Genomic DNA, 12262 nt, shown 5'->3' on the forward strand with positions numbered 1-12262 from the left:
GGACTTCCAAGGTGGTTCCACGAAACGGCAGCTAGGGGTCACGACGTTCCCTTGACCTCCCATCAGGGATGGTCCGCAAGGGGTCGGTTCTTGCCGTCCACCGGTACCAAGTGTCAGACTCTCACCACTAGATGGTGACAAGCATCTTGCCGGCATTGGCCAGCGGCGTCGTCACACCCGACAGCATCGTGCGGATATGGGCAACGCTCTGATAGCGACCGTTGAGCGAAATGCGCGGCAGCGCGTGCAGGAAGCCGGCATGTTCGGCGCGCAGCACGCCGTGACGCGTCGTCACCGCCGAGGCATAGCCGGCGTCGCGGGCAAAGCCGACTTCGCGGTCGCCAACGGCGCTGGCATAGCCATAGGGATAGGCGAAATGGCGCGGCGCCTCGCCGAGTTCCGCCTGCAATATGCGCCTGACGTCGTCGACCTCGTGCCGCGCATCGGCTTCGGGAAGCCGCTTCAGATTGCGATGATTGACGGTGTGCGCGCCGATCGTCACTAGCGGATGCCCTGCCATGGCGCGGATCTCGTCCCAGTTCATCAACGTGCTCTGGCGCGCGTCCCGCTCGATACCGTTCGACCGCGCCAATTCGCGCAGCACCGCGCGCTGGTCCTCCTCGCCGACGTCCAGCGTCAGATAGTCGTGCAGGCGCGCAAAGGCCTGGAGTTTCTTGCCCGGGGTCGAGCAATCGATCGTCACCGGACCGTCCGGTGTTGTCAGAATCAACCGGTCGCGCGCGCTGACGATGTCCTCGACCACCTCCCACCATAGATCGGCGGCGCCGTTTATCAGCCCCGGCGCGACATAGATGGTGACCGGCGCGCCGTGCTTTTCCAGCACCGGCAGCGCTTCGGCCATGTTGTCGCGGTAGGCGTCGTCGGCGGTGATCGCCGCGAACTGGCCATCCTTGCCGCCGGCCTTGATGCGCTTGATCGCCTCGTCCAACGTGACGAATGCATAGCCGTTCACCGTCATATCGGCGATCACGGCGTCGAGGAACTCCGGCGCGATGTTGAGATGCCGGTTGACGCTATCAGGTTTTTCCGGCCTCGCGGTGACCCGGTGCAGCATCAGGATGGCGCCGATGCCGCCGACAAACGGCTTGGCCAGCGGGGCAAGACCGGTATAGCGGACGACGTTGAGCGCCAGTTTCCGGATCGCCTCGCCCCCGTCGATCATTCATTCACCTTTTGCGCCTAGGCTCATCCAAGCACGGAATGCGCCTATGCGAGCCCCCAATCGCGGTGAATACGCCTTAAAGGATTGAGGTATGGTTGACGCCACCGCGTCATTTGACGGCAATCGGCTCGAAGCAATGGAGGCGGCGCCGCGCGCGTTGCCTGCGGATCATGCCGGCCTGTCGGTCTCGGTCGCCGGCGGTGCGGCACTTGCGGGCTATGCCGAGTTCTGCGGTTCGGCGCTGTTCGCGCCGGCGCAAAGCCCGGCCTGGATCCTGAACTGGGCCAGATATGCCGAAGCGAACACCGTCTTGGTGACGCTGAACGCTGACGGCCGACCGGCTTTTTCGTTGGCGCTGGAAGTCACCAGCCGCGGTCCGTTCCGCGTCGCCCGTTTCATGGGCGGCCGGCATGCCAACGGCAATTTCGCCGCCGCCGATCCGTCTTGGCTGACCAAGGCGGATGGCGCGGCAGTCCGCTCGATGCTGGCGGCGATCGCCAGGGCGCGGCGGGACATCGACCTCGTCGCACTGGAACGGCTGCTGCCCGATCTCGACGGCATTGCCAATCCGCTTCTATCCCTCCCACATTTTCCCAGCCCCAACCTGTCGCTGGCCGTCGACTTGGCGGGAGGTTTTGATGCACTGCTCTCCCGCGCGAGCGGCAAGCGCAGGCGCAAGAGGCACCGCTCGCAGGCACGCAAGTTAGAAGCCGTCGGCAGCCACCGCCGCATCGAGGCGCAGACAGTGGACGAGGTGAACAGACTGCTCGATGCATTTTTCGAGATGAAGGAGTTCCGCTTCCGCAAGATGGGCGTCGCTAACGTCTTCGGCGAGCCGAAGGTTCGTGCTTTCTTCCGCGCGTTGTTCGTCGAAGCGCTTTCCGACGACACGCCGTCCTTCGTGCTGCACGGGCTCGAAGTCGCGGGCAAGCTTCGCGCCGTCACCGGATCGAGCCGCTCGGGAAAACGCCTGATCTGCGAGTTCGGAGCGATCGCCGACGACGACGTCGCCCATGCCAGCCCCGGCGACTTCCTGTTCTTCGACAACATCGAGGAAGCCTGCGAGAGGGGGTTCGATGTCTATGATTTCTCGGTCGGCGACGAACCGTACAAGCGGCTGTGGTGCGATATCGAGACCCAGCATTTCGAGGTCCTGATTCCGCTGACGATGAAGGGCCGCGCGCTGGTGTTCGTCCTGCGGCAAGGCGCGCGCCTGAAAGCCGTCATCAAGAACAGCCCGACGATCTGGAAGCTGACCAAGATGCTGCGCCGCAGGACCGCCGGACAGGCAGCACCTGCCGCGGGCGAAGACGACAGCTGATCGCTGCCGAGATTTCCGGGATGTTCAAGAGAGTTATCGAACCGTCTCAGGCGGCGGAGCGCCGTCCGGGTACCGGCGTCCCTGGCGTCTCGTGGCCGACCGGCGTCACCAGGGTCAGGTCGGGATAGCCGCTCTCGATCAGCTCGACTGCGGCCTGAGCCACCTCGTCGTCCGGCTCCAGCAGCGACAGGAAGACCTCGGTGTCCTCGCCGACAAGGCGGCTGATGCCTTGCGCGTCTGCGGGTCCGCACTCGACCACGACCAGATCGTAGGCGGTGGTCAGCGACTGCATGATGATCGGCAGGCGGTCGGCGGCGCGCATGGCGCGGACCGGATCGGCGGTGCCGACGGGAATGACGTGGCAGTCCGAATAGAGATCGGGGTGGATCACGTCGCTGAACTGCGCTTCGGAGGCGAGCAGATTGGTGATGCCCGGGAAAAGTCCGCTGTCCAGCATTGGCCGCGAGGCGGCGCCCGAAGCGGTGAGATCGAGCAGGAGCACACGCAGGCCGGCGTCGGAAACCTCACGCGCCACCAGCACCGCCGAGGCGGCCGCCTCGTCGCCTTCCGGCGACACGAATATGGCGCGTGCCGCAGCGCTTGTGATCAGTTTTTCCACCGCCCTGTCGATTTCGACCTCGCCAAGGGTGGGGCGCGCCGGCTCGCCGTCCTCGCCAGTTGCTGGGGCAGTTGCTTGCGCCGCGGCAGCCGCTTCCGGCTCTGCCTGCGCTTCCGCCGCCCGATCCTCGACGTCCTCGATATCGGCCGGTTCGCGGTTGGACGGTTCGCGGGCAACCGGCATCGCGACCTGTTCGATCCGCTCGAAGCGGGCGCCGGCGGCCGGCCGCATGGCGCGACCCGAAAACAGCTCTTGCAGAAGCGTAACGATCGCCATGACCAGCAACGAGCCGACGAAGGCCGCACCGGTGATCGGCAGGATTTTTGGGAAATAGGGCTCGGACGGCGCCACCGCGCGGGAAAAGACGCGGGCGTCGACCGGCAGATAGTTGCTGTCCTTGCGCGAGGACGCCTCGCGGTAACGGGTGAGATAGGATTCGAGCAGTTGCCGCTGGGCGGTCGCTTCGCGCTGCAGCGCGTCCAGTTCGACCTGCTGATCGCCGGCGCGCGCCGATGCCGCCTTCAGCGTGTTGACGTCGGCGACAAGCTGGTTTTCGCGGGCCTGGGCGGTCTGCGCCTGCGTCATCAGCCCTTTCATGATCTTTTCCGCCTCGTTGCGGATCTGGCGGTCGAGATCGGCAAGCTGCGACTTCAGCGCCCGGATGCGCGGATGATTATCGAGCAATGAGGTGGAAAGGTCGGCTATGTTGGTCTTGAGCTCGACCTGCCGCTCGCGCAGCCGCTGGATGAGTTCGGAAGACAGCACCTCCGGTACCGCATCCAGCGAGCCGCCATTCTGCAGCGCCCTGCGCACGCTGTCGGCAGTCGCTTCCGCCGAGGCGCGATTTGCCCGCACCCGCGACAGTTCGCTGGACAGTTCGGAAAGCTGTTGCGTGGCGAGCACCGAATTGTTGCCGCCCATCAAAAGATCGGACTGGGCGCGGTAGCTTGCTACCTTGGCCTCGGCATCCTTCACCCGCTTCGACAGGTCGGCGATCTCCGGCGCCAGCCAGTCGGTCGCGGCGGAATTCGATTCGATATTGGCATTGCCCTGGACGGAGATGTAAGCGTCGGCTATGGCGTTCGGAATTTCAGCAGCGAGCCGGGGATTTTCCGAGGAGAATTCGATGACGATAACGCGAGATTTTTCAACGCGATAGACGTTGAGCTTCTCGCGCATCTTCGTCAGCACGCGTTCTTCCGGCGGAATTTCGTTGGGGTCGCTTTTCAGGCCGGCGATGACGAGCAGACGGCTCAGTACCGGCATGTCCGCAGTCTCGTCGAATTCGGCAAGCCGCGACAAATTGAGCTTCTGCGCAACCTGCTTGAGGATGTCGGTCGAGGAAATGACCTCGACCTGGCTGGTCACGCCTTCCTCGTCGAGAATCGGCTTGTCGTTGTCGTTGGTGCCGTCGGGGCGCGTATAGACCGATTCACGCGTTTCGATCAAAAGCCGTGTTTCGGCCCTGTAATGCGGCGTGGCGAGCCAGGTGAGCGCGAACGCCAGACCGGTTATGACAAGCGCGACGACTAGAATGCGCAGCCAAGTCCTCGCAATGCTTGCGAAGAGCTGCCTGAGATCGACGTCGACATCTGCGGCCGCGGATTGAACGGACATGCATCCTGCTCCGGTACCTAAAGCACGTCGCGTTGAACAGGTTCATGCGACGCGCTTAAGCTCTTGTTTTCATGCATGTCGTTGTCGCAAAACCGCTGCGCACTTTTGGGGCGACATGCATTGGTCAGGATGCACCGTAAACAACTATGGTAACTCAGCCGTTAATATCGCGGTAAGCATCTGTTAGGTTTTTACTCGCAAGCGGCAGGTAAAAGCATCGGAACCGGCCGTCTTCTGTCGGTTGCCGCCGCTTCGGCCGTGCACCTTTACCGGCCATTAACCCTAACGGGATGATAACGGGCCTCGATCCTCAGAGTTTGCCGCGGTGTAACGGCGGCCAGTCGAAGGTACGTGTCCGGCCATGAAAAGCACTGCTTCCCTCTTCCGCGCGCTGCTCACCGTGTCGTTGCTTGCCGGCTGCTCCAGCTACCGGCCGGCGCCGGCCGCCTTTCATAAAATGCTCGATCAGCCCTATCGCCTCGGCGCCGGCGACCGGGTCCGCGTCACCGTGTTCGAGCAGGAAGGATTGACCAACGTCTACAGCGTCGACCAATCCGGTTACCTGTCGATCCCGCTCGTCGGCGCCGTACCGGCGCGCGGCCACACCGCACAGCAACTTGAAGGCGAGATCGCCGACAAATTACGCCAGGGTTACCTGCGCGATCCGGACGTTTCGGTCGAGATCGACCGCTACCGGCCGATCTTCATCATGGGCGAAGTCGGTGCCGCGGGCCAGTACTCCTATGTTCCCGGCCTGACCGTGCAAAAGGCGATTGCCATCGCCGGCGGTTTCAGTCCCCGCGCCAACCAGGAAAGCGTCGATATCACCCGCGACATCAACGGCAAAGTCATGACCGGTCGCGTGGCCACCTCCGACCCGCTCCTGCCCGGCGACACGGTCTATGTTCGCGAACGCCTGTTCTAGTCCACGTGGCGGACACACTCAGGATCGTTCACTGCTTTCGCTCACCTATCGGAGGGATTTTTCGTCACGTGCGCGACCTGACCGAGGCGCAGGCCGCCGCCGGGCATGCCGTCGGCATCGTCTGCGATTCGACGACGGGCGGCGACTTCGAGGAACATTTGTTCGAACAGATGAAGGGCACAATGGCACTCGGCATCCATCGTACGCCGATGCAGCGGCATGTCGGACCGGGCGACCTCGCCTCGGCCTGGCGCACCTTCGGGATCATCAAGGAATTGCGGCCGGACGTGCTCCACGGGCACGGCGCCAAGGGTGGCGCCTATGCCCGCCTTTTCGGCTCATTGTTGCGGGTATCAAGGTCTCGCGTAGCCCGCCTTTATTCGCCTCACGGCGGCTCTCTTCATTATGACGAGACCACCGCCACGGGCACGCTGTTCTTCGCGCTCGAACGGTTCATGGCGCGCTTCACCGACTACCTTCTGTTTGTCTCCGATTACGAAAGGCAGACATATCGCAGGAAGGTCGGCGAACCGCCCGTCCCGAACAACCTTGTCTACAATGGCCTGAGCGCCGCCGAGTTCGAGCCGGTGCGGACCGAGCAGAATGCGGCCGACGTCCTCTATATCGGCATGATGCGCGACCTCAAGGGACCGGACATCTTCATCGATGCGCTGGTCCTTGCCGGAACGCGGCTCGGCCGCCCGGTGAAAGCGGTGATGGTCGGCGACGGCGACGACCTGCCGCGCTACTATGCGCAAGTGAAACGGCTCGGGCTCGAAGGCCATATGCGCTTCCTGCCGCCGATGCCGGCGCGCAAAGCCTTCGCACTGGCCGAACTGGTTGTCGTTCCCTCGCGCGCGGAAGCCATGCCTTACATCGTTCTGGAAACGCTCGCCGCCGGCAAATCGATGATCGCCACCGCCGTCGGCGGCATCCCGGAAATTTTTGGCGCCGGTTCCCCTGCCCTGATCCGGCCCGACCCGCGCCAACTCGCCGGCAAGATGAGCGCGGCGCTGGCCGACCCCGAAGCGTATAGCAGCCTGATGCCCGACACCGCCGACCTCAAGACGCGATTCGGCGCCGACGTGATGGCCGCCGCGATCGAGACGGCCTATTTCGCCGCGCTCAAGCGTTAGCCCCAAAGGGCGCTAGCCCCAAAGCTTCTCCAAAGCCACCTGTTGTTTCAAGGGTTTCTTAGCTCTCTTTTGCTATTCACCTGAGGGAAGCTTCGCGGATGCACCCATGAACGAGATCGATCCCGCACGCCGCTTTTCGATAGTCGCGGTGCGCAAATTCGACGGCCCGGCCAGCGACGATAAGCTTGGCGGGATGAACGACGTCGCCCGTCAGGTCGCGTCGCAATACAGGCGCGATACCATGTCGCCGATCATGGTCAGCGGCGTCCTACGCATGGTCGAATTCGCGCTGCTGTTCCTGTCGGGCCTCTGCGTCTATTTCTACCATGTCGGCTTCTTCAGCCATCTCGCCTGGCAATACCCGCTGACGATCGCCGCCGCCTCGTTCCTCGCCGTGGTGCTGTTCGACGTCACCGACTGCTACCAGGTCGTCTCGTTGATGCGGCCGCTCGCCAATTTCGGCCGTCTCCTGCTGGTCTGGGCCGGCACCTTCGCCTTGATGGCGCTGACGGCATTCGCCATGAAGATGTCGGAAGACTATTCGCGCCTGTTTTTCGGCACCTGGTTCGTTGTCGGCTTCATGCTGATATTCGGCCTCAGGCTAATGATGTCCAAGCTGATCCGGCGCTGGGCGCGCGACGGGCGCATGGAGCGCCGGGCCGTCATCGTCGGCGGCGGCACGGCGGCGGAAGTCCTGATCCGCTCCGTCGAAAGGCAGCCCTATAACGACATCCGCATCTGCGGCATCTTCGACGACCGCGGCGACAAGCGCTCGCCACCCATCGTCGCCGGATATCCGAAGCTCGGCACCGTTTCCGAGCTTATCGAGTTCGCCCGCATCGCCCGCATCGACATGCTGATCGTGTCGCTGCCGCTGACCGCCGAATCGCGTGTCCTGCAGCTTTTGAAGAAGCTGTGGGTGCTGCCGGTCGATATCCGGCTCTCGGCGCATTCGAACGCGCTGCAGTTTCGGCCGCGCGCCTATTCCTATATCGGCTCGGTGCCGATGCTCGATATCTTCGACAAGCCGATCAACGACTGGGATTCGGTCGCCAAGCGCGCCTTCGACATCGTCTTCTCGATCATCGGCATCGTCGTGTTCTCGCCGGTCATGCTGGTGACCGCGATCGCCATCAAGCTCAACAGCAAGGGACCGGTGCTGTTCCACCAGAAGCGGCATGGCTTCAACAACGAGATCATCGAGGTCTACAAGTTCCGTTCGATGTACACGGACAAGGCCGACCCAACGGCCAGGCGGACGGTGACCAGGAACGACCCGCGCGTCACCCGAGTCGGCCGCTTCATCCGCAAGACCTCAATCGACGAATTGCCGCAGTTCTTCAATTCGCTTTTCGGTTCGCTTTCGCTGGTCGGGCCGCGCCCGCATGCCATTGCCGCGCAGTCGCACAACCTTCTCTACAATGAGGTGGTCGACGGCTATTTCGCACGCCACAAGGTCAAGCCCGGCGTCACCGGCTGGGCGCAGATCAACGGCTGGCGCGGCGAGATGGACACCAACGAGAAGATTCGCATGCGGACGGAATACGACCTCTATTATATCGAGAACTGGTCGCTGCTGTTCGATCTGAGGATTCTGTTCCTGACACCGATCCGGCTGCTCAATACGGAAAATGCCTATTGAGCGCCGTCGCGCATGAACTGCCGCCGGCTGCAGTCAACGCCAAGCTGATCGCGCTGATTGCGTCGAGCGCGGTTTTCCTCGGCGTCTTCCTGTCCGGCTTCGTCATCGCCGAGCCGGCGCCATACGACCTCTACATGGTCGGGCTGATCATAGTGTGGTGCTTGTTCGGCCTGAGGATATCGCGCGCGGCGGCGCCGCTGCTGGTGCTGCTGGTGGTCATGAACATCGGCGGCATGATCTCGATGACGCAGATGTCGGATATTGCCGGCACCCCGCTCTATCTCTCCGTGTCGCTGTTCCTTGCCTTCACCGCGGTGTTCTTTGCCTCGGTGACATCGGTCCAGTCCAGTCTCTATCGGGTGATCTTCCTGGCCTATGTGATATCGGCGGTGCTGACTTCGCTGCTCGGGATAGCGGGCTATTTCCATGCCTTCCCGGGGGCGGAGATCTTCACCAAATACGACCGCGCCACCGGCGCCTTCCAGGATCCGAATGTGTTCGGGCCGTTCCTGGTGCTGCCCGGCATCTACATGCTCTATCTCCTGCTGACAGGGCCGATCTCACGCATGCCGTTGCTGGCGGTGCCGCTGCTGATCATCACGGCCGGCATTTTCTTCTCCTTCTCGCGCGGCGCCTGGGGCATGTTCGGCGTTTCGGCGATCCTGCTCACCGGCGCCCTGTTCCTGCAGAGCGCCAGCGGAAAATTCCGGCTGCGTGTCGTCGTCATGACCATCGCCGCCATCTCGCTGCTGGTCATCGCCATGCTCGTCATCCTGCAACTGCCGGGCGTTTCAGAAATGTTCTCCAGCCGCGCCCAGCTGGAACAGAGCTACGATACTGCCCGCCTCGGCCGTTTCGCCCGGTACACGATCGGTTTCCAGATGGCGCTTGAGCATCCGCTCGGCATCGGCCCGCTCGTCTTCGGCACGATGTTCGGCGAGGACACACACGACATCTGGCTAAAAATGCTGATGGACTATGGCTGGCTCGGCTTCGTGTCGTTCCTGACACTGACCGGCTGGACGATAGCGGCCGGCTTCCGCATTCTCCTGCGCGACAGGCCGTGGCAGCCCTACCTTCTGTGCGCCTATGTCGCCTTCATCGGCAATATCGCGCTGGGCACCTTCATCGACATCGATCACTGGCGCCACGTCTATCTGCTGCTCGGATTGATCTGGGGCGCCATCGCATTGGAATACCGCCATCAGCGGCAGTTGCGGCCGGCGGCGCTGACCGCGCCGGCGGCTGGGGTATGATGGATTTCTGGGGGCAAGTCCAAGTTTTGAAATGGTCGGAGTGGCCGGATTCGAGCCGACGACCCCTTGACCCCGAGGAAATTGGGCGCAAGCGCGGATTTCTATTTAAAGTCACCGCGTTACGCCGTTTTCGCCTTCCTAGTTCGGGACTTTTTTCGGGACTTCGCGGCAGCGTTTTGTAGCAACTCCATCGCCGCCGCCACCTCTTCGTTCAGCACGTAGGCGTAGCGAGTGGTGGTCTTAGCCATTGCCGTCGAATATGGCGGGAACTCGCTGCAGGGCTGGTGATGGGCATAGGCATAGCTGTCGGCATGGCGCTGGCCGGATGAACTTAGGCGAGCGTCGCGCAATCCAACGTCCAGGCGGCAACGCCATCAACACGACCGCGGCAACGGCCGTATCCGGGGGGCGAAACGTTGATCGTCATCTAAGCACCCCACCAAACGATGGCCGCACACAGCAAAAACACGAGCGCGGCACCCGCGATCAACATACCTCTTCGCGTTCGCCACCTTGGCGGCTCAGCCGGCACAAGCCTGAACCGCTGGGCATGCTCCGTTGCGATTTTCAGTAGGGCTGCAGCCGTTTCGCGCGGCGTCCACCCCTGCGCTTCCGAGGCGGTCACCAGGGCTGCAAATGCGACTTCCAACGCGACTTCACAGTTGACGTCCCGATCTGGGCTACCCTTTGGCAATATGGGTGGTTGCACGGCTTGGGACATGCACACAAAGCGGCTCGCGGATGAAAGGTTCCCGCGTTTCGAGCCCTTCACTTTCGAAGGTCGGCTTCCAGTCGCGATTGTGCGCCCGCTGCTGGCCTTCGTAGTCAGGAATGCATGTGAAGAACACCTGCCGGCGGTCACGCCGGCAGCCTTGCAATTTGAGCAGATAAAGAGCCCGACCAGGTCGTCATGGATCGAGCCGTGGTCACGGCCGAGCCTGTCAGTCAGCGCCTGGATGTCGAGCTTCGTCGACCTCTGCGTGAAATCAATGCGACTTTCAGCGCTGTGATTAGTTCTCACTAATATGCTATACGCAAAATGGTGAGGGGCTAGTTCCATGAGACAGTTGCTAGGACACATTGCATTGGCGTGGCTTGTGCTGCCCGGCGATGCAGACGCCCATGATTGGTATACGGGCAAGACTGATCCCGTTCTTCACTATGACTGCTGCGGAAACAAGGATTGCCACCCGATCGATTCCAACGACGTCAGGATGACTAAAGACGGCTATCTCGTCAGGCTGCCGCGCCCCGCTTACTTGAATGAAACCCAGGAAGCGGAGTGGTTTATCCCCAGAGAGCGTGTCCAGACCTCGCCTGATGATCGATACCATATCTGCGAACGTCTAATGACGTTTTATCGAACGATCATTCCCCATATGAAGTTCGAGGCCTATCACAGATTCAGATGGACGTGCTTCTTCGCGCCTAGGGTCACAAGTTCAATCCAGCCGGATGAGATCTACTTCCGGCTTTTGGATTTCAAACTGACCAACTACGTATATTGACCAACTACGTATATTAGAGATGGCTTGAATTTTGCGCAAAGCAGGATCATGCTTAGACCGCGCGGATGTGCGGGCGACCAAGCTTAACTTTTTTAAGATTTGCTTTTCCCGCTATCTTCGCAGCGTAGCGTAGCATGGCGCAAATCGTCCTCGCCCCTGAGATGCTTCACGCAGGCTTTGATCCCCGGCTTGACCCACTGCGTTGCCGGCCGCTTTGGCATGTCCTTTGGCGGTGGCCCGGCATGTTCCTGGACTCGCTTCCAAAGCCGCTCGCGCATTTCGCGATGGACGCTTACGAAGGCACTGCCGACATATTTCCGGGTGCCCGGCTCGCCCATCAGAGCAAACGCCGGCTTGCCCCTCTCGCGTTCGACGCCGAGAAGTTCAAACTCGCTTTCGGTGAAGGATTTCGTCTTCAGCCAGTTGGTAGTCGGGCCGCTGCGGTATTTAGAGTTCCGCGCGCTTTGACACCATCCCCTCCAGGCCCGCCTTATCGACTAGATGGTAAATCGCGTTCGCCTCGCCCGGCAGCGCCTCGCTGAATTGGATTCGGCTGCCGGATTCAATAAGACCGGCCAAAATTTCCCGCCGGTCCTCCAGTGCCATGTCGCGAAGATCGTGGCCGTTGAGGTGCAGAAGATCGAAGGCGACGAAGCAGAGGTCATGCTGGCGCCGCGTGATCGCCTTCCGCAGGGCGGCAAAATCCCGGAATGCGAGGGCGACCACGTCATCTGGCAAGGGCAAATGCGTGGCGTCGACCATACCTCGACCGTGTCGGCAAATGCGGCTGCTTCCCGTCGCTGCGCGAATACGGCGAGCCGACGACGCTGTTTGTTGGCGGCGACGTCCCGGACATGGAGTGACACCTCTGCTCAGTCTAACTTCTCGCTTGGTCATGGCACTCCCCTTCCACGGGAATCGGTAATCGAACGTCACCAGCGTGCCATGGCGGCCCCTCGCCTCATGGGCCGTTCCCTCTCCAAAGCTTTTGCAGAACCTTCAGGACACTATCTCCTTCGGGATCTGCGTCGAGCGGCTACCAAGCAGCATTTTTG

At 62.0% G+C, this 12262-nt stretch carries 10 protein-coding genes; 6 read left to right on the top strand and 4 right to left on the bottom strand.

Going from position 1 to position 12262, the window contains the following annotated elements; translation table 11 throughout:
* Positions 1-127: 127 nt before the first annotated feature.
* Positions 128-1183, bottom strand: coding sequence for a polysaccharide deacetylase family protein (locus tag AC0L3N_RS07315; protein ID WP_473546688.1), 1056 nt, complete (start codon positions 1181-1183; stop codon positions 128-130).
* A gap of 91 nt (positions 1184-1274) precedes the next feature.
* Between AC0L3N_RS07315 and AC0L3N_RS07320 the strand changes: the two genes are divergently transcribed.
* On the top strand, positions 1275-2504 hold the full coding sequence (locus tag AC0L3N_RS07320) for a GNAT family N-acetyltransferase (RefSeq protein WP_473546690.1): 1230 nt from the start codon (positions 1275-1277) through the stop codon (positions 2502-2504).
* Between the two features lie 46 nt (positions 2505-2550).
* Here the strand turns inward: AC0L3N_RS07320 and AC0L3N_RS07325 are convergent, their stop codons facing one another.
* Positions 2551-4740 carry a GumC family protein gene (locus AC0L3N_RS07325; RefSeq protein ID WP_473546692.1) on the bottom strand — a complete coding sequence of 730 codons (2190 nt, stop codon included), beginning with the start codon at positions 4738-4740 and terminating at the stop codon, positions 2551-2553.
* A 361-nt stretch (positions 4741-5101) separates the two neighbouring features.
* On the opposite strand from AC0L3N_RS07325, the gene AC0L3N_RS07330 reads away from it, so the two are divergent.
* From AC0L3N_RS07330 to AC0L3N_RS07345, 4 genes are all read left to right on the top strand, one after another.
* On the top strand, positions 5102-5665 hold the full coding sequence (locus AC0L3N_RS07330) for a polysaccharide biosynthesis/export family protein (RefSeq protein ID WP_095495842.1): 564 nt from the start codon (positions 5102-5104) through the stop codon (positions 5663-5665).
* 5 nt (positions 5666-5670) lie between these two features.
* Complete coding sequence (locus tag AC0L3N_RS07335) at positions 5671-6801, top strand: glycosyltransferase family 4 protein (RefSeq protein ID WP_473546694.1); 1131 nt, start codon at positions 5671-5673, stop codon at positions 6799-6801.
* Between the two features lie 106 nt (positions 6802-6907).
* Positions 6908-8443, top strand: a complete 1536-nt coding sequence (locus tag AC0L3N_RS07340; RefSeq protein WP_473546696.1) for an undecaprenyl-phosphate glucose phosphotransferase — start codon at positions 6908-6910, stop codon at positions 8441-8443.
* Complete coding sequence (locus AC0L3N_RS07345) at positions 8440-9699, top strand: O-antigen ligase family protein (RefSeq protein WP_473546698.1); 1260 nt, start codon at positions 8440-8442, stop codon at positions 9697-9699. Before AC0L3N_RS07340 ends, AC0L3N_RS07345 begins: the two co-directional genes overlap by 4 nt.
* Before the next feature lie 119 nt (positions 9700-9818).
* On the opposite strand, the gene AC0L3N_RS07350 is transcribed toward AC0L3N_RS07345, so the two are convergent.
* A complete protein-coding gene (locus tag AC0L3N_RS07350) occupies positions 9819-10049 on the bottom strand; it encodes a hypothetical protein (RefSeq protein ID WP_473546700.1) in 231 nt (76 codons plus the stop codon).
* A gap of 735 nt (positions 10050-10784) precedes the next feature.
* On the opposite strand from AC0L3N_RS07350, the gene AC0L3N_RS07355 reads away from it, so the two are divergent.
* Positions 10785-11207 carry a hypothetical protein gene (locus AC0L3N_RS07355; protein WP_473546702.1) on the top strand — a complete coding sequence of 141 codons (423 nt, stop codon included), beginning with the start codon at positions 10785-10787 and terminating at the stop codon, positions 11205-11207.
* Between the two features lie 447 nt (positions 11208-11654).
* Here the strand turns inward: AC0L3N_RS07355 and AC0L3N_RS07360 are convergent, their stop codons facing one another.
* A complete protein-coding gene (locus AC0L3N_RS07360) occupies positions 11655-11969 on the bottom strand; it encodes an ATP-dependent DNA ligase (RefSeq protein WP_473546704.1) in 315 nt (104 codons plus the stop codon).
* Between the last annotated feature and the right edge of the window lie 293 nt (positions 11970-12262).

This window comes from Mesorhizobium sp. WSM4807, from assembly GCF_055811615.1.